Raw genomic sequence first — 21619 nt, forward strand, 5'->3', positions numbered from 1 at the left:
TATGCATAAACAGGATATCGGGCGGATACAAAGTGTGGAGTGGCCCCCCACTATCATACATCCGCGCTCTTTGACTCATCCGGGGAGGTGGCGCTTTGGTTGGTTTCAGTTACGGGATCGGGGACGGTCCGTGGCTCCAGTTCAAACACTTTCGGGGTTGAGGAAGGCAGGTTGGTGTAAGCGCCCTTATCGACAATGGCAACTCGTGCATGGCGGTGAACATCCAGTAGGCAGTACGCGCCAGTCAGCGCCAGAGCTACCATGGTCACCAGGAAACCAGATAACGGCCCCATGGCAAGGGCAACGCCGCCGGCAACAGCGGGTCCCGCCGCCGCACCTATGCCATACCCCAACAGTAGGCCGGCACCGATATCAGTAGTATCGGTGGGCGTCCCGACGCGGTCGTTGGCATGGGCGAGGGCGAGGGGGTAAAGCGCGTACAGAATACCGTGGAGACCCGCCAGCAGGCAGTAGATCGCGACCAATCCCAGGCTCTGGCCCCAGATGAGCGTGAGTGCGAAACTGGCGCTGACCAGTATTGCGCCGGACATTACCCGGCGGCGCTCGTAATGGTCGGATAGCGTTCCCAGGGGCCATTGCAAAATCAGGCCAAGGATAACGGGCACGCTCATCATCAGCGCGACGCCGGACGTGTCAAGACCCAACGAGAGCGCGTAGATCGGCCCCAGTGCGGTAAGGGAGCCCCCCGAAAAGCCGGCCGCAGTGGCAGTTGCCAGACTGACTGGAGAGACGTTTATGAGGTGTTGCCAGCTGGCGGGGGCACGGGTGGGTATTGCCGGCGCGTCAGTGCGCCAGAACAGTACCGGCACCGCTGCCAGGCACAAAGCGATTGCGGCCACGCTGAATGGTTGCCAAATCGTGTCTGGCAAGAAGGTCAGAAACAGTGGCCCGATGCCAATGCCTCCGTAAACTGCGAGGGTGTAGACCGCAAGCACCCGTCCGCGTGCCTCCGGGCCGGAGGCACTGACCAACCAGGCTTCAACCACAACTGCTACGGCGGCAATACTGGCGCCGTGCAGTAGTCGGATCATTCCCCAGAACCAGAGGGCGTCAATCAGCGCAAGGGACAGCACGGCAAAGATGACAATACCTAACAGGCCACCAAATGCGCGGATATGGCCGACGCGCCGGATGAGCAGCGGGCCCAGAAAAGCACCCAGGCCGAACCCCACGAAATAACAGGCTGTGACAAAACCTGAGGCAGAGCCACTGGCGAGTCGAAGCGGAACCAGCGTATGAGTTAACCCTTGGCTTACGTACATCACCACGGTTGCCAGCAATAGAACCGCCAACGATGCGAGTTTTGGTGCAACTCGGTGGTGCGTCCTATCCTCTTGTTTCATGGGCAATCCGCTGTTTCTGTATTAGCCCCCATTTAAACTGGACACCTTGGAAGAAGCAAAGGCCTAAGCATAAATCTGGACCAGGGGAGCGTCCGAGGTGGAGAAAATCAAAGTCATAACCTGAGTGCAGCACTTGCTCTGCGTGCGGGGGCCAGCCCCCATGTTGTAGGCTTGACGATTGGAGTGTTTGGCACCAGTTCGCCGGAAATCGCCTTGAGCAGAAAAGCGGGCCTTTGCAGCAAAGTGATATCGCCGTCGGCGATCCTGTCGGCAGAGGGCGCCGGACTCAAAAGGGAATTACCGGACGCCTAGCACGCCAGGCAAAGCTGGCAAAAGATTGCGGGTGAAAGACCCGGACGGGGTAAGGCTTAGCCAGCCACCGGAACGCATAAGTTGATTTCTCTGCTCGGCGTTTAACACATCGCGGATGTCCTGCTGCGCCTCAACCTGTAATTCCGTGATGTCCTTAATGACATCGAAAACCCTTTGCTGTTGATCATTAATATCGCCCGCATTCAGCTCCTCTGCGACGTAGAGCTTCTAGAGCTTGAGTGATGCCTCGTACTTTTCGACCTTCAGCTCTTGAAGCTCTGATCGCATTTATTTCGGGATCTCCGCAATCTCTTCAAGCTGTTCCTCATCAAGATCAAGCTCCGTCGTCGACCCGCCAGGCATGGCTCCATAGCCGTTCATAACAAAGTGCCAAATTCGTCGTCCAACTCAGCTTCAGGGTCACAGCGGCTTGTTCCAAAGAAGCATTTTTATGTCGTCCGTCAATTTTGGTTTCCGCCTTGTATTCCGAAAACTGTGTGCAATGCTCAATTAACTACGTCTACATACGTATCAATGGAGCGTTCTAGCGCGAGCCTTCTTCAGCTGACGTTTGCTGAGATTTATGCGCCAACGCAGGTGGAAATACCAATTCCTGCACGGGAAGTCCCTCAAAACAGTCACACCAATGAACAAGGGCCGCAATCATGAAAAAGATACATACCGGCGCCATTGGCGCTTTTGCAATCTGTATAGCGTTCAATGCTCTGGCGGATACTGAGGAAGTCGACAGCACTCTGTATTGGGTACAAACGGATCCAGGGCAAGCCGTAGAGATGCCCAGCGGCACAAAAGGTAGAACGGTTATCAGAAACCATGCAACCGTGGTTCAGGCAGACGGCGACGTTTCTAGCCAATGGTGTACTGGACACCAAGGGGTTGATGGTTCGGGAAGAGCTGGAGGCGCGGGCTATTGCACGAGCATCTCGGATAACGGCGACATGCTGTATCTTTCCTATGTGCTTGGAGCAGAGGATGAACCAGCGAATTGGACGGTAATGGGCGGTACTGGCGCTTATGAAGGCGCCACCGGTAGCGGAACATCGACCATGACGTCCGCTCGCGGCGATGGCCGAGCCTGGACCAGCCGTGCCCAGGGAAGCATCACGACCAAATAGAGTTGGTTTTCAGGGGCGGGGCTTTCGGGGCCTCGCTTGCCAATTGCTGGATTAAACCAGCTCTATGGGGGACGGCAATAACAAACGAACTGCAATGATCGGAGTAATCCCTCAGAAAATTGGCGCCACTACACAATCAGGCCGGAGGAGCTCAGCGTAGCAGCAAAAGCGTCGAGCGAGGGCAAGGGGTGGACTTAGGAGTGTCTACTGCCGGGGTAAGTCCACGCGGCTAAACAAGGGCGTTAAGCGTCCTACTCGAATGTCCGCTTTTCGACCATCCAAGAAGACATAATACGTCATTTTACACGGACGATATCCATTTTGCTCCTGTCACCGGTGAACGCTTTTCCTAGCAAGATCGTACTTGGTTGAAATGTGAGCCGTGGCCCGAATGGGGTATGACCGCACATTACGCATTATTCGCCCCCTGGGCTTCATCAAAAGTCGTTGAGACGACTGACGACGACCAAAAAGGATACTCCGAATGACCTTCTCCCTAATTACGCGCTCAGTCTTCGCCGTTGTTGTGTCGATTGGCCTGCCCGGCAGCGCCTTGGCTGCTTCAAGCTCTGAGGAAGTACGCGCGGCACTAGTCGGCAATACCTTTAAGGGCAGTATGGGCAGTGATGTTTATTCAAGTTACTTTGCCGAGGACGGCACTTACGAAGACGCTTACGGCGGCGGTAGGTACAAAATCACCGATGAGGGTGTCTGTTATCCCGGCACAGATTACGGTTGCTACGCAGCGGAAATCGATGGCAACCAACTTGAGTGGTTCCAGAACGGAGAAAGCGTAGGCACTGGTTTGATCGAACAAGGCGACACTCTCAAGTGATGTTCTCCTGAGTCGCTCATTGATTCCAGGCACCGCCGTCGGTGTTACGTTCAACACAAGAAACGGGGGGCTCTACCCCCGTTACTGCGGACACTTCTAAAAAGAAAATCCCTGAAGGGCAGGTCGCAAAAGGGTTACAGGCGAATCCATGGTGTTATGGACTGCTTTTGAGCCAGTCGCTGAACAAGGGGGCACCCGCACGCGGGGGGAGGGGAGACATGAACCTCTCCCTTAACTCAATGTCCCAGTACATCGGTTTCGCTTTTCTTTGCGTTTTTCTCCTTCTTTTTTTCCTTGGCGGTTAAAAGCGGTTTCTTTTTAGTGTCTTTTTTCCTGTCCTGGCCTTTACTCATGCGGTCTATCCACCTTTGTCTGATGCCCATGCTTTCTGTGTCCAGTATGAACCCAATTTAGAGTAACTGATAGGATTTAGATCTTGGCTCACACATTGGCAATTGCTCATTCGACCTGGCAATCCTGAGGAGCTTTCCAGGACTCAGCGATACGCCAAGCAATCGGAGGACGCAGAGAAGAAGTACTGCAGGCTGAAGCAACAGGTAAATGTCGTTGCTGACAGAGGCGAACCTGCTTGAAACCCACCATCACCCGCCGAATAACAAGGTGGCGGGTTCATTGGCGTACTTTAGTAATCTGGAGCGCGTTGAAGCAGTAGTCCGGCGCTGGCATTGAAAGCCGGCGAACTACCACGATAACGTGTTATGCAGGAGTTCATAAGCTACTCTGTTGGTATGTAGATCTGAACCAGTTCGCCCAGCGACTGAGGACGTGTTCAGCCCATATTGAGGTTCCCGGAAGGTACCTGCCATGACTCAGGATAGAGGGGATTCGGAGCCGGCCTCTGGCACCGGCAACATCGTTGCCATCCGTGGCGGTGTCGTAAGCGTCCGGTTTCCGGAGCCGGTACCGTGCATTCGCGAGCTGTTGTACGCCGGCAACATTGCCCTTGAGGTAGCTGCGATTGAGGACAAGGGCGTGGTCCGTTGCATGGCGCTGGCACCGGTGAAGGGGTTGGGATTAGGAATGCCGGTTCGGGCGACCCGGTCATCGATCACTGTGCCGGTGGGTGACGCGATACTGGGCCGCATGCTGAATGTGTTTGGTGCGCCTGTGGATAACAAACCGGTGCCGGCCACCACTGAACGCCGCGCCATTCATCAGCTCCCGCCATTGCTGGAAGATCGTGTTGTCCGCAGCCAGATCCTCGAAACCGGCATCAAGGCCATCGATCTTTTATCTCCCATTGAGCGGGGCGGGAAAACCGGCCTGTTCGGCGGCGCCGGTGTTGGAAAGACGGTTCTTATTACCGAGCTGATCAATAACACGGTGCAGCAACACAAGGGGGTCAGTCTTTTCTGCGGCATTGGTGAACGGTCCCGGGAGGCGGAAGAGCTCTACCGGGAAATGGGCGAGGCCGGTGTGCTTGATAACACCGTCATGCTGTTCGGGCAGATGAATGAGGTTCCGGGTGTTCGCTTCCTGGTAGGCAAGACCGCACTGACCATGGCGGAATATTTCCGCGATGAACAGCACCGGGATGTGCTGTTGCTGATCGACAATATTTTCCGCTTTGTTCAGGCCGGTTCTGAAGTGTCCGGGCTGCTAGGGCGTATGCCTTCGCGGGTTGGCTATCAGCCGACACTGGCCACTGAGCTGGCCGAGCTGGAGGAAAGAATAACCTCGACCCGCAGTGCCGCGATTACCTCGGTTCAGGCCGTTTATGTGCCGGCCGACGATTTCACCGATCCTGCCGCTGCCCATATTTTCTCGCATTTGTCCGGTTCCGTGGTGCTGTCCAGAAAACGCGCCAGCGAAGGTTTGTACCCGGCAATAGATCCACTGGCGTCGTCTTCGGTCATGCTCACACCGTCCGTGGTGGGACAGAGGCATTACGACATTGCCCGGGCGGTGCGCCGCACCCTCGCCGAATACGAAGAGCTGCGCGACATCATCGCCATGCTGGGCATTGAGGAGCTGTCGGCGGCTGACCGATCCACGGTTGCCCGTGCCCGCCGGCTGGAACGTTTTCTAACCCAGCCGTTTTTCACCACAGCGGCCTTTACCGGTACAGAGGGCCAGCGGGTAACTATCGCCGAAACGCTCAGTGGCTGTGAAACCATCCTGGATCAGACCGAATTCGAGCAGAATGAAAGTGAGTACTACATGATTGGCGCACTGCCTGAGGTGGTGGCATGACAATGGCTGTGGAGATGGAAGTGTGCCTCAGGCTGCCGACCCGGGTGCTGTATCAGGGCATGGCACGCAAGCTGTTCGCCGTCGCGGAAAACGGTGCGTTCGGGATGATGCCCAATCATATTGATTTTGTCAGCTCGCTGGTCCCCTCGGTGCTTATTCTGACTCTGGCGGATGGCAGTGAGCAGATCTTCGGGATCGACGAGGGCATTCTGGTCAAAAAAGGGCACCAGGTCGATATCGCCATCCGGCGGGGTGTCCGTGGTGAGGATCTTGGCTCGCTGCAGGAAAGCGTCCGGAGCAACTTTGTGGAGGTGGATGAAGACGAGCGCGTTGCCCGATCGGCATTGTCCAGGCTGGAGGCCGGCATGGTGCGCCGGTTTGCCGATCTGCAGCGGCCCAAGCCATGAGCCAGCAGCGTGGATCACCGGAGGACGATATCGGCCGTCGGGCGCAGCGCCTGAAGAAGGCCCGCGATAATGCTGGAGTGAGTCCACTGCGCGGTTTGGGCGTGTTCGGCATGATCGGCTGGTCCGTAGCGGTTCCGACCGTCGGTGGTGCCTTTCTCGGGCTTTGGCTGGACCGCACCGTACCCCAGGATTTTCCGTGGGTCCTTGCCCTCATTCTGGGTGGCGTGACTCTGGGTAGTTTTATCGCCTGGGCATGGATCGGCAGAGAAAGTAGGGAAGAGGAAGATAATCATGATGATCGTTGACTGGCCGGACGCGCTGATGGGTTTTGGTGCCGGTGTGACAGTGAGCGTTCTGTATTTTGCTGGCCTGGCCGGGAGCGTGCGTGTGGCACTGAGATCATCACGGCCCGCTGCGGTGCTTTTGCCCAGCGCCGTGTTGCGCATCGGGCTGCTGCTGGCGGTCGGGTGGCTGGTGACTGACGGGGCGACGCGGGTTTGGGCCTCTGCAGGTTACGGGGTGGCGTTTTTTCTGGTGCGTTTTCTGGCCACTTTACTTGCACGCCAACCATGCCCGGAGGATGTCTGATGGAAATGACTCCTGATGAAACAACGCTGTTCACGGTCTGGGGCATTGGTATCAATGAGACGGTCGGCTATACCTGGGTCGTCATGATTTTGCTGACAGTCGCTTCCATTGTGATCGCCCGTAATTTGCGGCCGGATGTGCCGCCGAATCGCTGGCGTACGACCCTTGAAGTGATTGTGACGGCCATCCAGAGTCAGATCGAGGAAATCTCGCCGCGCTCGTCACGCCATGTGCTTTATTTTTCCGGAACATTGTTCCTGTTCATTGCGCTTTCGAACCTGCTGCTGGTTGTGCCGGGCTTTACGCCACCTACGGCCTCGCTTTCCACCACCGCTGCTCTGGCTTTGTCAGTACTGATTGCCGTGCCGCTGTTCGGGATTACCGGGCAGGGCATTCGCGGTTATCTGAAAACCTATGTCCAGCCATCGGTCATCATGTTGCCCTTCAATATCATCAGTGAGTTCTCGCGAGGCATATCTTTGGCCATCCGCCTGTATGGCAACGTCATGAGCGGTGCGGTGATCGCCGGCATTCTGCTGGGAATTGCACCGTTCTTTTTTCCCGTGGTGATGGACGTGCTCGGATTGCTGACGGGGCTGATCCAGGCCTACATCTTCGCCATCCTGGCGACAGTTTATATTTCATCGGCAACAGCCGTCGTTGGCAAGCCTTTGCACAAGGAGAAAGACAAATGACTGACCTTGCACTGATTGCCGCGGTCTCGATTCTGACCGCAGGCCTGAGCGTGGCGTTTGGCGCTGTCGGACCCGCTCTGGGAGAAGGCAGGGCGGCTGCAGCCGCCCTGACCGCCATCGCTCAGCAGCCGGACTCAGCATCAACACTGTCGCGGACCTTGTTCGTCAGCCTGGCAATGATCGAATCCACGGCGATTTACTGTTTTGTGGTCGCGATGATTGTCCTGTTTGCCAATCCGTTCTGGGATCAGGCTTTGCAGGCCGCCCAGTCGGCGGCGGGTTGAATCATGTCTATTGACTGGGTCACAGTTGTTGCCCAAGTCGGCAACTTTCTGGTGTTGGTCTGGTTGCTCAAGCGGTTTCTGTACAAGCCCATCCTGAACGGTATTGATGCCCGTGAGGCTGAAATCGCAACACGAATGGGTGAGGCGGAGGTTGCCCAGAAAAAGGCCGCCGCTGCCGAGGCCGAGTTTCTGGAACAGAAGCAGAGACTGGTGGCCGATAATACTGCCCATGCCGAACAGATTCATGAGCAGGCGGAACAAGAGAAAGAGGCCCTGCTGGTTGCCACCCGCAAGAAGCTGGAACAGGAAAAGCAGGACTGGCAGGCGCATCTGGAAGCAGAACGGGAAGCGTTCATCAGAGAGTTACACCTGGCCAGCGCGGAAACCCTTTATCAGCTGGTTTGCCGGGCGCTTCGTGATCTGGCGAATGAGGATCTGGAGGAGCAGATTGCTCTGACGGTGATGAGCAAGCTGGAGTCCCTGGCGCAAGAGCTTACCTCCGCCGCTGACCGTGCGGAACAGGCCATCGCAACGACCCATGCGCCTTTGCCGGAGCACACACAGGAAACGCTGAGGGCTGGGTTGGAACGTCTGGCTCCCGGCCTTCCCCTGAGCTTTACCACGGATGCCAGTCAGGCCCCGGGGATGATCCTGCGCATTGGCAGTGTTCAGGTCGCCTGGACGGTTGATAGCTACACCGACGAACTGACCAGTTTGTTGGCCGACCGACTGGCTGCGGGCGAGTCAGGCAGGGTACATAATCATGGCTGAAGAGCCGGAATTGACATCAGCGAATAAATTTATCGGTGCTGTACTGGACGGCCCGGCACCCTCGCTTGCGCTGACTGAGGTGGGCACGGTTACCGAGGTGGGTGACGGTATTGCCGTGGTTTCAGGTCTCGCCCGTGCTCTGGCGGATGAGCTTCTGGTTTTCGCCTCGGGTGTCCGGGGAGTCGTGCTTGATCTGGAACCAGGCCGGCTGGGCGTTATCCTCCTGGGGCCCTCGGAGCGGATTACCTTCGGGGAGGATGTCTGGCGTACCCACAAAGTGTTCAGTGTGCCGGTCGGGCCGGGCCTGGTTGGCCGTGTGGTCGATGCCACCGGAGAGCCCCGGGACGGAAAAGGCGCGGTGGCCGCCACCGCGGAACGGCCGGTGGAAGCCAGCGCACCGGGTATTTTGAGCCGTGCGCCGGTCAGCCGCCCTCTGGCCACCGGTATCAAGGCCATTGACGGCGCGGTGCCGGTGGGTCTGGGCCAGCGGGAACTGATTATTGGTGACCGGCAAACCGGCAAAACCTCCATTGCGGTCGATACCATTCTCAACCAGGCCCGCTCGGATGTCCTGAGTATCTATTGCGCCATAGGCCAGCGGGGAGACGCGGTCGCCCGGGTAATCGAAACCTTGCGGGAAAGCGGCCAGATTGCCAGCACCATCGTGGTTGCAGCCGGCGATGAGGACACGCCTGGTCTTGCCTACATTGCGCCTTATGCGGCGATGACGATGGCTGAATACTTTTCAAACCAGGGGCGGGACGTACTGGTTGTTCTCGACGACCTGACGCACCATGCCCGTTCCTATCGCGAACTGTCCCTGTTACTGCGCCGCCCGCCGGGGCGGGAAGCCTTCCCGGGCGACATATTCTATGTGCATGCCAGGCTGCTCGAACGGGCCGGCCAGTTCACGCCGGAAGCCGGGGGTGGCTCCATCACCGCGTTGCCCGTGGTAGAGACACAGGCGGAAAACCTGTCAGCCTACATTCCGACCAATCTTATTTCGATTACCGATGGCCAGATCTACCTGTCGCCTCGGCTAGTGCGCAAAAACCAGTTTCCGGCGGTGGATATCGGGTTGTCGGTGTCGCGGGTAGGCGGCAAGGCCCAGCATCGGGCCTTCCGTGACGTGGCGGGCAACCTACGAGTCACGCTGTCCCAGTTTGAGGAGCTGGAGGATTTTGCCCGTTTTGGTACCCGCCTGGATGATAACACCCGGGCCCGCCTGAAACGCGGCGCTGCCGTGCGTGCCGCGTTGCGCCAGCCCGAGCGGGATCCGGTGCCGGCCGTGGAACAGCTTTTGATTCTGATGGCAGCAATGGAGGGATTGTTCGACGACCTGTCCGAGAACGAAATCGTTACTACCATGGCTCAGATGCGCAAGGGCGTGGGTGACTCTCTCGAAGGCGTTGCTGAAAGCATCAGACAAAATCGTCCTCTGGAGCAAGACGAACAGGCGGCAATGCTGCAGGTGGCCCGGACTGGGCTGCCGGTAATGGGAGAAGAAACCCGTGACCCAGACGCTTGAAACACTGTCCCGCCGTACCGCCACCCTCACCAGCATTCGCGGCATCGTTCACACCATGAAGACCATGTCTGCGATCAATGCAGTGCCTTATGAACATGCCGCCCGGTCGGTTGAGTCCTACCACCAGACCGTAATGAGCGGTCTTCGGGCATTTGTTGCCAAAACCGGTCCCATTGCGATGCCTGTGGCGGTTCAGGCTGAACGGATTCTTGTGGTGTTTGGCTCTGATCACGGCCTGTGTGGCAATTACAACGAGGTGCTTGCCTTAAAGGCAAGATCCGAGGCTTCGAAGGCCAAGAGCTGTACCCGCGTCTTGTGCGTCGGCGCACGCATGAATGATGCTCTCAGCGATCAGGGGCTCAGCCCGGAAGTTACCTTCCTGCCCCCGGCGTCGGCGGATGGTATCGGGCGCCTCGCGAGTGACATAGTGACTCGGCTGGACGAGATTGGAGACGGCGATGTGCATAATCGGATTGCCGTGACCCTGGCGTTCACCAGGCGGGCAGGGAGGGGGCAACACGAACCGGTAGTGAGCCCACTGTTGCCGGTGGCACCATCGCTGCTTTCAGATTCCGGCAAGGTTGGCTGGCAATCCCGTTCCCTCCCCACTTATACAATGCGGGCAATACCCCTGCTTGCGTCGCTGCTGCGTAACCATATCTTTGCCAGTGTATTTCACGCATCTGCGGAAGCAATGGTCACCGAGAACGCGGCCCGGCTTGCATTGATGCAGCAGGCGGAACAGGCAGTGGATGACCGGCTTGACGAGGTTGGAGGGCAGTTCAGGCTGGTGCGGCAGGACGAAATTACCAACGAGCTTATGGACATAATTATCGGTTTTGAGGCGCTGAAAAAGAAACCACCAGCGTTTTGAACAGCCCCCAGCGCCTATTTTCTTCAGACAAGGAGTGATTAATTTTGCCAGGCGCCAGGCGCCGGGGTGGTGAACCATTCTGCTTTATCCGGAGGCGCGCAGCTGGAGTTCCTATGTTCATCACTTAGTAAAAGATAGCTGTCCCGGTGAGCGATACCCAGAAAAATAGCGTCTTCTTTGGTGAAGCATTGAAAATTATCATCCTCTTCGACAATGAGATAGCTATCCGCCGTTTCGCCCATCCACAACCATGCGTTGCGCTCTTCCTGTTCACCATTACTGAAATAGCTGAAGTGAGTGAAATCGAGCCGGGAGAACAGGATGAACTGTTCCTTGAAATCAATCATGCCGAGTTGCGCATCGGACGGAACGCCTTGTTCGGCGGCCGCAAGAACATTGCGTGGGGTACGCAATGGCTCCAGAATGTGGTAACCCCAGGTTGTGTAAATCAACCAGCTGGTCATCAGAGCAATAAAGAAGCGCCCCAGCGCATAAGTGCGCCAAAGCAAAGCGAGGCTCGCCAGCCACACCAGGCCAATGCTGAAGACCAGTGTTCCGGCCTCATGCAGGCGCGCCGGGTCCTGGCTATAGTCCGATACTTTTTCGACCAGTCCGGGATGGTCGTTCCAGGCCATTACTCCGACGGTCATCAGGGCGATGGCCAATAGCAGGTGCAGGCCGGTCAGAACCGGAGGAAACCATTGGGCTGGCCGCTGGGTGCTCAGCGCTGGCGCAAGAGACAGGGCGAACATGGGCAAAGCCGGCAGAAGGTACACACCACGCTTTCCGGGGCTGATGCTGAAAAACACCACAACCAGCGCCACCCAGGCCAGCAGAACCAGAATCACAGGGCGACGCCGTATGGCTTCTTTTACTGGGCGCACCAGGGCCAACAGCAGCAATGGTAGGGGAAACCAGAGGGAAGGAATGACGCTTGTCAGGTAGTAATGCCAGGGCTGGATATGACCCCAGGAGTCGGCATATCGTTCACCGGTCTGCTTGAAGAGGATGTTGTTTCTATAGGCAATAGCTTCTTCTGTGCCCAGGTTGTTTACATAGAGCACCATTGGGATCAGCCAGGCCGCGACAACGGCCAACATGACGATAGGGCCCAGGGCACAGCGCCAGGTGAGGGTGCCGGAAAAAAGCTGACGATCCCGCAGCCCAAGCACCAGGATCGGGACAAACATGAATGCCGGCAGGAAGCCGACACCCTTGGTGATAATGCCAAGGCCCATAAATGTCCAGGCCACAAAATACCAGCCCCAGGCCGGCCCGGTAAAAAAATGGCGGATCAGGCCATAGCAGGCAACGGTAATCCAGCAGGCCACCATGGCATCGATCTGGGCTTTCTGGGCCTGAATCAGAAACTGTGGCGCAAGCATCAACAGCAATACGGCGAGGGTGCCGGTACGCTGGTTCCATAGCCGCGCGCCAAGATCAAAAACCAGTCCCAGAGTCAGCAGGCTGCAAAGCGCATTGGGCAACAGAAAGGCGACTTTCAGACTGCCTGTTAACCAATAGAACAGGGCAATACCCCACATAAAGACCGGAGGCTTGTCCGGGTAGAACTCGCCACCTCTCATGGGAATCAGCCATTGCCCGGAAGCCACCATCTCTCGCGCAACCTCGGCAAAGCGCGGTTCATCCGCCGGCCACGGGGATCGCAATCCAATACCGGTGAAAATCATCACCGCGGCGAATGCCAGCAGCACGAAAAGTAGCCGGTTCCGCGAAAGGCTGAACAGATCTTCGGAGAGATAGCGCACGAAAGCTGATGTGGGCATGGCTCGGTCTCAGGGATGGTCGGAAACGGAATCGGCCAGGGTTCTGGCTCTTTGGTTGTGGTACAGCAGAACACCAATCATCGAGGCCAAGACGAACAGCGCTGCGCTGAGGATCAGCTGATATTCGTCGGCGTTGCCCATGCCGGCGCCGGCCAGAGCGAACACCAACATTTGCGGAAGGTATCCGAATGTACTGCCGGCCAGGAAGGGCAGAAAACGAATGCCGGAGCAACCGGCAACGAGATTGGTCGCCAGGTTGCTGCCCACGGGCAGCAATCGGACCATAAGCACCTTCAGCAGGGTCTGTTCCCGGAACAACTCGTCGAACTGACGCATACGCCGGCCGAACCGCTCGGCGAGGGGTTGTTGCAGCAACCATCGTGCGGTGAAGAAGCATCCTGTGGCGCCAATCGCGGCTGCGAGGGTTGATGCCAGAGTGCCAATGATGCCCCCCAGGGAAAAACCGAGCACAAAGGCAAGTATCTGGCGAGGTGCGCCAATGCCGGTAAATATTGCGCCAGCCAGGATGATGGCCAGCAGGCCCTCAATCCCCTGGCTATGCAGGTAGCTGGCTACCTGGGCGCGATCCGCGATAAAACCGAGCCAGCCACTGTCAATGGCCAGATAACCGACCAGAACCAACAGGGCGAATAGCAGCCAGCGGGACCAGTGGAACATATCAGGCCCGCTCCGTTACCGATGACCGGGCGCTGGAATCGACAGGGTTGGAAGTGGCAGGGTTGGCAACGACAGGAATGCGTATTCGGTGCAGCAGCCATAACACGCCGAACAGGTCGAGAATGCCGGCCCAGGTTCTGTTCCATGCGTTGTATTTGGAGACGCCGGACATACGCGGCCGGTGATTCACTTCCGTCAGCAGGCTGGCAATGTTTTCCTGTTCATCCTTGGCGGGAACCACCAGCGACAGTGTTCGTTCGTTGCCCATTTCTAGTCATCCTCGCAAGCGGAACATCAACAGGGCCAGTTGCGGGCCCTCAGTGATCTGGACCAGCAGTATCCGCTTGTAACCTTAATTCAATCTTAAGAGCGACTATTAACACAGGAAGGTCGTGCAGGAAGCCAGACGCTGACGCACAGGCCGGGCTGTCCGCTCGCCTGTCCAGACAGGGTAAGCTGGCCGCCGTGGAGTTCAGCAATGCGGCGGGCGATGGCAAGCCCAAGACCGGCGCCGCCCCCAACGCGTTGGTCCAGCCTGACGAAACGGCTTAGCGCCCGCTCCCGCTCCCCGGGTGGGATACCGGGGCCCTGATCGCATACAGTTACATGGTAACCGTCGCCGGAAGGAGCGAGGCGGGTGGTAATGACGGTATGTTCGGGGCTGTATTGAATGGCATTGGCAAGCAGGGAACGCATCAAGGTGTTGATCAGGGCACTGTGGCAACAAACGAGAGCCCGGCCGGCTTCGTCTTCAAGAATCGGTTCAATATCCTTTTTCAGGGCCAGGGGTGCAACATCGGCAATGCTTTGTTCAACAATCGCTGACAGGTCGTGGTAATGGGGAGCAAAATCGGTAGCTGCGTCAACCCGGCTCAGCAACAGCATTTGCTCAACAAGATGCACCATGCGGTCAACCGACTGGATCAGGTCCTGGAATTGAGCAGGATTGCTCGCGCAGGCTTTCTCCAAATTAAGACGCAGCACCGCCAGCGGCGTTCTCAGCTCATGGGCCGCATCGGCGGAAAACCGCCGTTCCCGCTCAAGCGCCTGATTCAGTCTTTTCAGCAGGCCATTGACGGCCTGCACCAGGCCCGCCACCTCCTTAGGTGCCTGCCGGTCATCGAGTGGATGAATGCGTTCGGGTGCCATGTTGCGCACTGGCTTTTCCAGCCGGCGCAGGGGACGGAAGCTGAACTGGATAGCCGCAATGGCGGCTGCCACCAGCAGTGGCAGGGCCAGAAGCAGGGGCAGAACGTTACCGAGAGCCAGCTCCTGGCTGAGCTCCTGGCGAATGTCCTCACGCTGAGCGGTACGGATCCAGAAATCTGTGGTCGGATCCTGCAGCGTGAAAATACGCCAGCGATAGCCTTTGGACTCGGCCCAGGAATAGCCCGGGGTCAACCCTTCGGAATCATCAGCTTTGAGGGTGTCCAGTAATGGAATGCGGTCGGGTGTCCAGACCTCGAAAGCGAGTTTCTTTTCGTATTTGTGTCCGATCCCTCTGGGCAGTATTTCGTTGTTATCCGCCTCAAAGTCGATGTTGTCCCCGTCGGCGAGCGGCAGTTCCAGAGTTTCGCTCAGAGTTTTCGGTAACTGCTCCATCGATTGGGTATCGGCCAGATGACGAACCAGCCCCTGGACAATGCGTGTGCTTTGGGCCAGTTCGGCATCGAACAGTTCCTCAAGCTCATGGTTGCTCTCAACGTAGCTCCAGGTGGCGGCAATAAGAGCGATCAGCAGAACCGTTGAAGTAACCAGTAATGTCAGCGTACGTGTCAGTGACATTCCGGTGCTCCGGCAGCGGCCTGGCTGTCGAGCAGGTAGCCGACTCCGCGGATGGTGCGGATACTGGTCTTGCCAATTCGGCGCCTGAGGTGATGAATGTGAACCTCTAGGGCGTTGCTCTCCGCACCCTGGTCCCAGCCATATAGCTGCTCTTCAAGGCGCCTTCGGGTTGCCACCTGATCAGGGTGGCGCATGAGGTAGTTCAGAATCTGGAACTCACTGCGGGGCAGGGTGACTGTTTCTTCCGCCGTGGTGAGCTGGCAGGCATCGATATTCAATACCAGCTGCCCGACCGTCAGCCCGTTCTGGGGCAGGGGAGAACCCCGGCGTGTGACTGCCCGGATACGGGCCTTCAACTCTGCCATGGCAAACGGTTTGGTCAGATAATCATCTGCTCCCGCATCCAGGCCCTGCAGCTTTTCGTCCAGGTCTGCTCTTGCGGTCAGAATGATCATTGGCGTCCGGTTGCCCTGTTTCCGGCTGCGCCGGAGTATATCAAGGCCGTCTACTCGGGGCAGGGTAAGATCAAGGATAACCAGGTCAAAGTGCTCTTCCGCCAGAGCATTCAGTGCCTGCTGGCCATCATCAAGCCAGTCCACAGTGTTCTGCTCCTCTCGCAGCATGTCCAGCATGGTGTTGGCCAGGTGGTGGTCATCTTCTACCAGCAGTATGCGCATTGCAGGGGTTCCATCCTGTTAGTTGCCATTGAGTTTGCCATAGAAAGCTTAAGACGAGCTTAAGAATTATGCCGCTCGGCCTTAAGGCTCCATTAAGCCTCACTCCCTATTCTGGCAGACATGTTCAAGGGCATTGCGCCCGAATGCTGTTGGCTCGAAGACTGTTGGAGTACGCCCATGACTGACCCGCTAACGATGTCCGCCTGTTGTCTCCCGGATTACCGGGATGTGGTTCCGGTCATTCGGTGCGCCGGTCGATGGCTTAGCCAGATCGCCCCGGAGACGGCCATGGCCGAGACGGTTGGCGGCTTTATCCGCCGGCGGTTTCTGCAGGCCTATGGCGCGGAGCCGGCTTTGCGGATTCCGGCTCTGCTTGCCCTCACCACCGCCCAGGGCTCGCTGTTGGCGGCCGTAGGCGTGCGCAATGCCGGGCGGGAACGCCTGTTTCTGGAGGACTATCTGCCCGTTCAGGTGGAAGCGGTGATGCCGGTGTCGGGTATTGAGCGTCACAAAATTGCGGAGATTGCCCACCTCGCCGGTGTCGAGGCGGGTGTCAGCCGTTACCTCTTTGCATCCCTGTCCGTCTGGCTGGCATCTGCTGGGTACGAATGGGTGGTGTGTACCGGTACCGGTCAACTGAGCAACAGCTTCCATCGATTAGGGATCGTCACGCAGGTTCTGGCCGATGCGGATCCAGCCCGGCTTCCCGACAGAGGCGCCGGTTGGGGTCGGTACTACGATTACCATCCAATGGTGATGGCGATCAAGGTGTCGGACGGGCTCGCTGCCCTTCGCCAGGCGGGCCTTTTAAGGTTGATTCAGCCGGTTGCTCCGGCCGTTGATGCCCCAGACGCGGCCGAGGAGGGTGCTTATGGCCGCCTTGCCTGAACTGCTCCAGCGCCAGTCGCTGGCTTACCCGTCACGCATTGCTCTGCAGGGCCCGGATTCGGCATTCAGTTATCGCCAGATGATGCAGGCAGCCCAGGCCCTGGCCAACCAATTGCGAAAGCAGGGCATAAAGCGTGTCGGCCTGTGCGGGGATAATTCTCCGGCATGGATTCTGGCGGATCTCAGCTGCTTGCTGGCAGAGGTGGTTTGCGTGCCGGTGCCGGGTTTTTTCTCGAAATCCCAGACGTCGTATCTGATCGAGCGGGCAAACCTCGACTGCCTGCTGACCCTTGAGCAGGGTGTCGGCAGCGAGCATCTGGGCCATGGCGTCTGGCTTCGACATTTGCCGGTGACCGGCGTCGGCGCATGGATGCCGGAAACCACCGCCAAGATTACGTTCACCTCGGGCAGCACCGGCACCCCAAAAGGTGTGTGCCTGTCTCTGGCGCAGATGACGGCGACCACCCTGGCCCTGAAGGAACGGTTGTTGGGCGTGGAGCTGAACAGGCATTTGTGCGTTTTGCCGCTCGCAACGTTACTGGAGAATATCGCCGGGGTATATCTGCCCCTGCTCATGGGTGCCACCGTCACCGTGGGTCCCCTGCAGAGCCTGGGAATGACCGGCAGTAGTGGCCTGGATCTCGGTCGCCTGGTGGCGGGTATCAACCAGGCCGAACCGCAGTCACTGATTCTTGTGCCGGAGCTGGCGATGGCGCTGGTGGCAGCGGCTGAGCAGGGAGCGCTGGAGAGCCAGTCGTTCCGATTCCTGGCCGTTGGCGGTGGCCGGGTATCTTCTGAGTTGCTGGCTCGTGGCCGGGCAGCGGGGCTACCACTATACGAAGGTTATGGACTGTCGGAATGCGGTTCGGTGGTGGCTCTTAACTCACCGGACGGCGAATGCGAAGGCACCGTTGGCAAGTCACTGTCTCATGTCGAGGTCAGTGTGAATGCGGCCCGGCACATCCTGGTCCGCGGCAATACCCACCTGGGTTATCTGGGCGATGAACCGGAACCGGAGAGAGCCCGTGAAGAGGTTTGCAAAAAGTGGCTGGATACCGGGGATCTGGGGGCGCTCAGCCCGGGAGGATTTCTGACAGTGAATGGCCGCGCCAAGAACCTTATCATCACCAGCTTTGGCCGCAACATCAGCCCTGAATGGCTGGAGAGCGAACTGATTCAGGCCCTGGGCGCTCAACAGGCCGTCGTGTTCGGAGACGGTGATCCCAACCCCAGCGTGCTGATGGTTATCCGGGATGGCCGTTCGCCGGAGCAATTACGTTCGCAGCTGACTGCGCTCAATGCTGGCCTGCCTGACTACGCCCGGCTGGGTGCGCTCTATATTCGTCGTCAACCCCTGACCCAGGCCACCGGCCATTTGACCACAAACGGCAGGCCGGTACGCCACAGAATTCAGTCCGACCTGCCGACCTTGTTGGCAGGAGCCTTTCCGATATTCATCTCCGCCTTATCCACGAACCAGCCAGGAGAATCACACATGGCATTTTTTGACAGATTGCAACAGGAAACCGCGGAAGCCCGGGCCCACGTCACCGGTGCGCCGGTGATCAAGGCGATTGCCCAGGGGCGTTTCAGTCTTGAGGCCTACACCTGGTTTTTGACCCAGGCTTATCATCACGTCAAGCATACTGTGCCGCTGATGATGGCCTGCGGCGCGCGGTTGCCCGAGCGAATGGAATTCGTCCGCAAGGCGCTGGTGGAGTACATCGGCGAGGAGTATGGCCATCACGAGTGGATTCTCGACGACCTGGAAGCCTGCGGCGCTGACAAGGAGCAGGTTCGTAGCGGCATGCCGGACCTGTCCATCGAGCTCATGGTCTCGTACCTGTACGACCAGATTAACCGGGGCAATCCTGTGGCGTTCTTCGGCATGGTTCAGGTGCTTGAAGGGACGTCCATCGAACTGGCCACTCCAATGGGTGAGCAGATCCAGAAGCTCCTGGGCCTTCCTGAGCAGGCTTTCAGCTATCTGTATTCCCACGGTGCTCTGGACCAGGAGCACTTTGAGTTTTTCCGCAACCTGATGAACGACATCACAGACCCGGACGACCAACAGGTCATTATTGATTCCGCCCGCGTCGTCTACAGGCTTTATGGCGATATGTTGCACAACATCCCGTTGCCGGTGAACCGCAAGGAGCAGACTCATGAGGCTGCATGACCGGGTATTCCTGCTGCTGGGCGGAACCGGCGGAATCGGCAAGGCGTTGGTGGATCCCTTGGTAAGATCGGGAGCCCGGGTCATCGTGGCATCCCGGCACCCGGAGAATCTGGAGCATCGGGAAGGTGTCTCTATGGTGCATCTGGACCTTGCCGGCTCCGACCTCGACCAGCAGCTGTCACGGTTGAGTGACGCTTATCCGGATATCGATGGCGTGATCCACTGTGCCGGCCAGAACCGCTTTGCCGCGTTATCTGCCATGGCTGTGATTGAACTCGATGCCCAGCTCACCGTGAACCTTCGCTCTGCCATGCTGGTCGCGAGGCATTTTGTGCCCCGTTTCGAGAAAGCCGGGAGCGGCGCCCTGGTGTTTGTAGGGTCCACCTTTGGCAGCATCGGTTTTCCCGGTTATACCGCCTATTGCGCCACCAAATTTGGGTTGCGAGGATTTACCGAGGCCTTGCGCCGGGAACTGGCCGATACCCCCGTTCAGGTGATTTATGTGGCACCACGGGCCACTGCCACGGAAATGAATCCGGAAGAAGTGAACGAGCTGAACCGGGCCCTTGGCAACAGGGTCGACCCGCCTCAGACGGTGGCGTCGCAAATTCTGCGAGCTATGGAAAATGATGACCGCCGGCGGTTCCTTGGCTGGCCGGAGAAGCTGTTCGTGGTCATCAATGGAGTGCTTCCGCGTCTCGTTGATAAAGCCATGCTCAAACAACTGCCGATCATCCGGCGGTTTCTCAATTCAGGAGTATTGTCATGAAGTGGATGGTTTTGGTGATGGCCTGGGTGGTCTCCATGCCTCTCTGGGCCACGGATCTCAAGACCGGGCTGGCAGACATTCATCAACGCTGGGCGAATATTCAGTATCAGCTGCCGGAAAACGAGCGGGAGAAGGCTTTCGAAGGCCTCGCGAACGATGTGGAAGCATTTGTCGTCCGCTACCCTGACCGTGCCGAACCGCTGATCTGGCAAGGCATTGTGCTGAGTACCTATGCCGGTGCCAAGGGTGGGCTGGGTGCGCTGGGCCTGGTCAAGGATGCTCGCAAATCGCTGGAAGCGGCCCTGGCCATAGACGAAGGCGCGCTGGACGGCTCGGCTTATACCTCTCTGGGCAGCCTCTACTACCAGGTGCCCGGCTGGCCATTAGGCTTTGGCGACGATGACAAAGCCCGGGGCTACCTGCAAAAGGCACTGTCCATCAATCCGGACGGCCTTGATGCGAATTATTTCTTCGGGGATTTTCTGCTAGAGCAGGGCGAGCGGGAGCGGGCCAAAACATACCTTAAAAAAGTCCTGCAAGCACCCGGCAGACCGGGACGGGACGTTGCCGATGCCGGTCGCCGGGCGGAAGCAAAAAGGCTGTTGGAAGGACTTTAAGTGGGTATCAGGGGTAAGCCACTGACTGCTTCAGGGCGAAGGCAATCTGCTCTCCGCGATAAATTTCCTGACTCTGCAGCGAGGCCGCCTTTCAGAAACCCTGAACTGGGCCAGGCGGCTGAAGGCGGCGTCCCCACAAGACCCACAGGCTGCGCGGCTAATTCGTGATCTCGAAACCCGGCTGAATTAAACACATTATTCGAGATTGCAGGAGGACCAATTTAACTTGTACCCGTCAGGCCTGGGGAGCAGAAGGATAACTCCTCAAGCGAATCAGTCACGCTGCATGAGGCTGAACTTCCCGGGCTACCTGTTCCGCTTTACTGATCTGAGCCCGCCTAAGCTCATACTCAGTTTGCAGATTTAGCCAAAAACGTTCGCTAGTCCCGAAATACCGGGCAAGCCGCATAGCGGTGTCAGCCGTGATGCCTCGATTTTCCCGGACGATTTCATTCATCCGGGTTGTTGGAACATGGAGAGCCTTGGAGAGGGCGTTAACGCTCATTTCCAACGGCTCCAGATATTCTTCCCGAAGGATTTCCCCGGGGGTGGATTGGGCGCATACCGTTTGTGGCCAGTCACGCCGTGAAAGATCCGTTAGTAACTTCTTAGTATTTGTTTAGGCAAGATTTAGCATCGCCCCCTAGCAGCCCAAAGTACTCTGAACTCACGTGATCCACACCGACAAGAGGAGTTCAGCAATGATTTCTCCAGTAGCTATAAATTTCCGCTCTGCGTTTCACGCCATACTACTGGGTACAGTGTTATCCGCTATCGCCCCGGCCTCTGCCATCGGGAGCGAGGCCAGCAATGACTCCATTAAAAGAGGGGAGTACCTGGCACGCGTCGCTGGCTGCAACGACTGCCATACCGCCGGCTATCCGGAAACGGCCGGCAATGTTCCCAGGGACCAGTGGCTGACCGGAGTGAACGTCGGGTTTCAGGGCCCCTGGGGCACCACTTATCCCGCCAATCTGAGGCTGTACTTTGCCGATCTGGACCAAGAGCAGTGGCTGGCCCGTGCCCGTTCACCCATGATGCCACCCATGCCGTGGTTCGCCCTGCGGGATATGAACGATGAAGACCTGCTGGCCCTTTACCATTTTATTAGGTCCCTTGGGCCGACTGGGGAACCGGTACCGGTTGCCGTTGCCCCCAATCAACCGGTCAGCACGCCATACATAGAGTTCTTTCCGAAGAATCTGCCGTTACAAGCAGCGACACCCTGATC

At 57.9% G+C, this 21619-nt stretch carries 22 protein-coding genes and 1 pseudogene; 16 read left to right on the forward strand and 7 right to left on the reverse strand.

What is annotated here, in order from left to right; all coding sequences use genetic code 11:
• Positions 1 to 53: 53 nt before the first annotated feature.
• On the reverse strand, positions 54 to 1364 hold the full coding sequence (locus DIT71_RS08105; protein WP_114612692.1) for an MFS transporter: 1311 nt from the start codon (positions 1362 to 1364) through the stop codon (positions 54 to 56).
• A gap of 977 nt (positions 1365 to 2341) precedes the next feature.
• On the opposite strand from DIT71_RS08105, the gene DIT71_RS08110 reads away from it, so the two are divergent.
• The 11 genes from DIT71_RS08110 to DIT71_RS08160 all read left to right on the forward strand — a co-directional run bounded on the left by DIT71_RS08110 (position 2342) and on the right by DIT71_RS08160 (position 11008).
• Complete coding sequence (locus tag DIT71_RS08110) at positions 2342 to 2812, forward strand: hypothetical protein (RefSeq protein WP_114612693.1); 471 nt, start codon at positions 2342 to 2344, stop codon at positions 2810 to 2812.
• A gap of 484 nt (positions 2813 to 3296) precedes the next feature.
• On the forward strand, positions 3297 to 3647 hold the full coding sequence (locus DIT71_RS08115) for a hypothetical protein (protein WP_114612694.1): 351 nt from the start codon (positions 3297 to 3299) through the stop codon (positions 3645 to 3647).
• Positions 3648 to 4472: 825 nt separating this feature from the next.
• Positions 4473 to 5861, forward strand: coding sequence for a F0F1 ATP synthase subunit beta (atpD, locus tag DIT71_RS08120; RefSeq protein WP_114612695.1), 1389 nt, complete (start codon positions 4473 to 4475; stop codon positions 5859 to 5861).
• On the forward strand, positions 5858 to 6268 hold the full coding sequence (locus tag DIT71_RS08125; RefSeq protein WP_114612696.1) for an ATPase: 411 nt from the start codon (positions 5858 to 5860) through the stop codon (positions 6266 to 6268). The genes atpD and DIT71_RS08125 overlap by 4 nt, the downstream gene beginning before the upstream one ends.
• Entirely contained in the window at positions 6265 to 6573 is a 309-nt protein-coding gene (locus tag DIT71_RS08130) for an AtpZ/AtpI family protein (RefSeq protein WP_114612697.1), read from the forward strand. Before DIT71_RS08125 ends, DIT71_RS08130 begins: the two co-directional genes overlap by 4 nt.
• On the forward strand, positions 6560 to 6856 hold the full coding sequence (locus DIT71_RS08135) for an ATP synthase subunit I (protein ID WP_227538002.1): 297 nt from the start codon (positions 6560 to 6562) through the stop codon (positions 6854 to 6856). Before DIT71_RS08130 ends, DIT71_RS08135 begins: the two co-directional genes overlap by 14 nt.
• Positions 6856 to 7551, forward strand: coding sequence for a F0F1 ATP synthase subunit A (locus DIT71_RS08140; protein ID WP_114612698.1), 696 nt, complete (start codon positions 6856 to 6858; stop codon positions 7549 to 7551). Before DIT71_RS08135 ends, DIT71_RS08140 begins: the two co-directional genes overlap by 1 nt.
• The gene (locus tag DIT71_RS08145; protein WP_114612699.1) at positions 7548 to 7835 is read left to right on the forward strand and encodes a F0F1 ATP synthase subunit C; all 288 of its coding nucleotides are present in this window, start codon (positions 7548 to 7550) and stop codon (positions 7833 to 7835) included. The genes DIT71_RS08140 and DIT71_RS08145 overlap by 4 nt, the downstream gene beginning before the upstream one ends.
• A gap of 3 nt (positions 7836 to 7838) precedes the next feature.
• On the forward strand, positions 7839 to 8606 hold the full coding sequence (locus DIT71_RS08150) for a F0F1 ATP synthase subunit B family protein (RefSeq protein WP_114612700.1): 768 nt from the start codon (positions 7839 to 7841) through the stop codon (positions 8604 to 8606).
• 10 nt (positions 8607 to 8616) lie between these two features.
• Entirely contained in the window at positions 8617 to 10134 is a 1518-nt protein-coding gene (locus DIT71_RS08155) for a F0F1 ATP synthase subunit alpha (protein ID WP_227538003.1), read from the forward strand.
• Positions 10118 to 11008, forward strand: a complete 891-nt coding sequence (locus DIT71_RS08160) for a F0F1 ATP synthase subunit gamma (protein ID WP_114612702.1) — start codon at positions 10118 to 10120, stop codon at positions 11006 to 11008. The genes DIT71_RS08155 and DIT71_RS08160 overlap by 17 nt, the downstream gene beginning before the upstream one ends.
• A 38-nt stretch (positions 11009 to 11046) precedes the next feature.
• On the opposite strand, the gene DIT71_RS08165 is transcribed toward DIT71_RS08160, so the two are convergent.
• From DIT71_RS08165 to DIT71_RS08185, 5 genes are all read right to left on the reverse strand, one after another.
• Complete coding sequence (locus DIT71_RS08165; RefSeq protein WP_114612703.1) at positions 11047 to 12795, reverse strand: ArnT family glycosyltransferase; 1749 nt, start codon at positions 12793 to 12795, stop codon at positions 11047 to 11049.
• Between the two features lie 9 nt (positions 12796 to 12804).
• Complete coding sequence (locus DIT71_RS08170) at positions 12805 to 13473, reverse strand: TVP38/TMEM64 family protein (RefSeq protein WP_114612704.1); 669 nt, start codon at positions 13471 to 13473, stop codon at positions 12805 to 12807.
• A 1-nt stretch (position 13474) separates the two neighbouring features.
• The gene (locus tag DIT71_RS08175; RefSeq protein WP_227538004.1) at positions 13475 to 13741 is read right to left on the reverse strand and encodes a hypothetical protein; all 267 of its coding nucleotides are present in this window, start codon (positions 13739 to 13741) and stop codon (positions 13475 to 13477) included.
• A 95-nt stretch (positions 13742 to 13836) separates the two neighbouring features.
• Positions 13837 to 15258, reverse strand: a complete 1422-nt coding sequence (locus DIT71_RS08180) for an ATP-binding protein (RefSeq protein WP_114612705.1) — start codon at positions 15256 to 15258, stop codon at positions 13837 to 13839.
• On the reverse strand, positions 15249 to 15935 hold the full coding sequence (locus tag DIT71_RS08185; protein ID WP_114612706.1) for a response regulator transcription factor: 687 nt from the start codon (positions 15933 to 15935) through the stop codon (positions 15249 to 15251). Before DIT71_RS08185 ends, DIT71_RS08180 begins: the two co-directional genes overlap by 10 nt.
• 177 nt (positions 15936 to 16112) lie before the next feature.
• Between DIT71_RS08185 and DIT71_RS08190 the strand changes: the two genes are divergently transcribed.
• Genes DIT71_RS08190 through DIT71_RS08205 form a run of 4 tightly spaced genes read left to right on the forward strand, consistent with a single transcriptional unit; the run spans position 16113 to position 20388 of the window.
• Positions 16113 to 16823 (forward strand): thermostable hemolysin, encoded by a 711-nt coding sequence (locus DIT71_RS08190; RefSeq protein ID WP_199490976.1) that lies wholly within the window; start codon positions 16113 to 16115, stop codon positions 16821 to 16823.
• Positions 16807 to 19002 (forward strand): AMP-binding protein, encoded by a 2196-nt coding sequence (locus DIT71_RS08195; RefSeq protein ID WP_114612707.1) that lies wholly within the window; start codon positions 16807 to 16809, stop codon positions 19000 to 19002. Before DIT71_RS08190 ends, DIT71_RS08195 begins: the two co-directional genes overlap by 17 nt.
• Positions 18989 to 19771 carry an SDR family oxidoreductase gene (locus tag DIT71_RS08200; protein WP_114612708.1) on the forward strand — a complete coding sequence of 261 codons (783 nt, stop codon included), beginning with the start codon at positions 18989 to 18991 and terminating at the stop codon, positions 19769 to 19771. The genes DIT71_RS08195 and DIT71_RS08200 overlap by 14 nt, the downstream gene beginning before the upstream one ends.
• Positions 19768 to 20388: a tetratricopeptide repeat protein gene (locus DIT71_RS08205; protein ID WP_114612709.1), complete on the forward strand. Its 621-nt coding sequence runs from the start codon at positions 19768 to 19770 to the stop codon at positions 20386 to 20388. The genes DIT71_RS08200 and DIT71_RS08205 overlap by 4 nt, the downstream gene beginning before the upstream one ends.
• 277 nt (positions 20389 to 20665) lie before the next feature.
• Here DIT71_RS08205 and DIT71_RS08210 read toward each other — a convergent pair.
• Positions 20666 to 20966, reverse strand: a pseudogene (locus DIT71_RS08210) (HigA family addiction module antitoxin).
• A 123-nt stretch (positions 20967 to 21089) separates the two neighbouring features.
• Here DIT71_RS08210 and DIT71_RS08215 point away from each other — a divergent pair.
• A complete protein-coding gene (locus tag DIT71_RS08215) occupies positions 21090 to 21617 on the forward strand; it encodes a c-type cytochrome (RefSeq protein WP_114612710.1) in 528 nt (175 codons plus the stop codon).
• Positions 21618 to 21619 lie beyond the last annotated feature (2 nt).

The organism is Marinobacter vulgaris (genome assembly GCF_003344045.1).
GTDB classification, from domain to species: domain Bacteria; phylum Pseudomonadota; class Gammaproteobacteria; order Pseudomonadales; family Oleiphilaceae; genus Marinobacter; species Marinobacter vulgaris.

Excerpts from the sequence above, each read along its gene's own strand:
- DIT71_RS08105 (WP_114612692.1), bottom strand. The coding sequence starts at position 1,364 with ATGAAACAAGAGGATAGGACGCACCACCGAGTTGCACCAAAACTCGCA.
- DIT71_RS08110 (WP_114612693.1), top strand. The coding sequence starts at position 2,342 with ATGAAAAAGATACATACCGGCGCCATTGGCGCTTTTGCAATCTGTATA.
- DIT71_RS08115 (WP_114612694.1), top strand. The coding sequence starts at position 3,297 with ATGACCTTCTCCCTAATTACGCGCTCAGTCTTCGCCGTTGTTGTGTCG.
- atpD (WP_114612695.1), top strand. The coding sequence starts at position 4,473 with ATGACTCAGGATAGAGGGGATTCGGAGCCGGCCTCTGGCACCGGCAAC.
- DIT71_RS08125 (WP_114612696.1), top strand. The coding sequence starts at position 5,858 with ATGACAATGGCTGTGGAGATGGAAGTGTGCCTCAGGCTGCCGACCCGG.
- DIT71_RS08130 (WP_114612697.1), top strand. The coding sequence starts at position 6,265 with ATGAGCCAGCAGCGTGGATCACCGGAGGACGATATCGGCCGTCGGGCG.
- DIT71_RS08135 (WP_227538002.1), top strand. The coding sequence starts at position 6,560 with ATGATGATCGTTGACTGGCCGGACGCGCTGATGGGTTTTGGTGCCGGT.
- DIT71_RS08140 (WP_114612698.1), top strand. The coding sequence starts at position 6,856 with ATGGAAATGACTCCTGATGAAACAACGCTGTTCACGGTCTGGGGCATT.
- DIT71_RS08145 (WP_114612699.1), top strand. The coding sequence starts at position 7,548 with ATGACTGACCTTGCACTGATTGCCGCGGTCTCGATTCTGACCGCAGGC.
- DIT71_RS08150 (WP_114612700.1), top strand. The coding sequence starts at position 7,839 with ATGTCTATTGACTGGGTCACAGTTGTTGCCCAAGTCGGCAACTTTCTG.
- DIT71_RS08165 (WP_114612703.1), bottom strand. The coding sequence starts at position 12,795 with ATGCCCACATCAGCTTTCGTGCGCTATCTCTCCGAAGATCTGTTCAGC.
- DIT71_RS08170 (WP_114612704.1), bottom strand. The coding sequence starts at position 13,473 with ATGTTCCACTGGTCCCGCTGGCTGCTATTCGCCCTGTTGGTTCTGGTC.
- DIT71_RS08175 (WP_227538004.1), bottom strand. The coding sequence starts at position 13,741 with ATGGGCAACGAACGAACACTGTCGCTGGTGGTTCCCGCCAAGGATGAA.
- DIT71_RS08180 (WP_114612705.1), bottom strand. The coding sequence starts at position 15,258 with ATGTCACTGACACGTACGCTGACATTACTGGTTACTTCAACGGTTCTG.
- DIT71_RS08185 (WP_114612706.1), bottom strand. The coding sequence starts at position 15,935 with ATGCGCATACTGCTGGTAGAAGATGACCACCACCTGGCCAACACCATG.
- DIT71_RS08190 (WP_199490976.1), top strand. The coding sequence starts at position 16,113 with ATGACTGACCCGCTAACGATGTCCGCCTGTTGTCTCCCGGATTACCGG.
- DIT71_RS08195 (WP_114612707.1), top strand. The coding sequence starts at position 16,807 with ATGGCCGCCTTGCCTGAACTGCTCCAGCGCCAGTCGCTGGCTTACCCG.
- DIT71_RS08200 (WP_114612708.1), top strand. The coding sequence starts at position 18,989 with ATGAGGCTGCATGACCGGGTATTCCTGCTGCTGGGCGGAACCGGCGGA.
- DIT71_RS08205 (WP_114612709.1), top strand. The coding sequence starts at position 19,768 with ATGAAGTGGATGGTTTTGGTGATGGCCTGGGTGGTCTCCATGCCTCTC.
- DIT71_RS08215 (WP_114612710.1), top strand. The coding sequence starts at position 21,090 with ATGATTTCTCCAGTAGCTATAAATTTCCGCTCTGCGTTTCACGCCATA.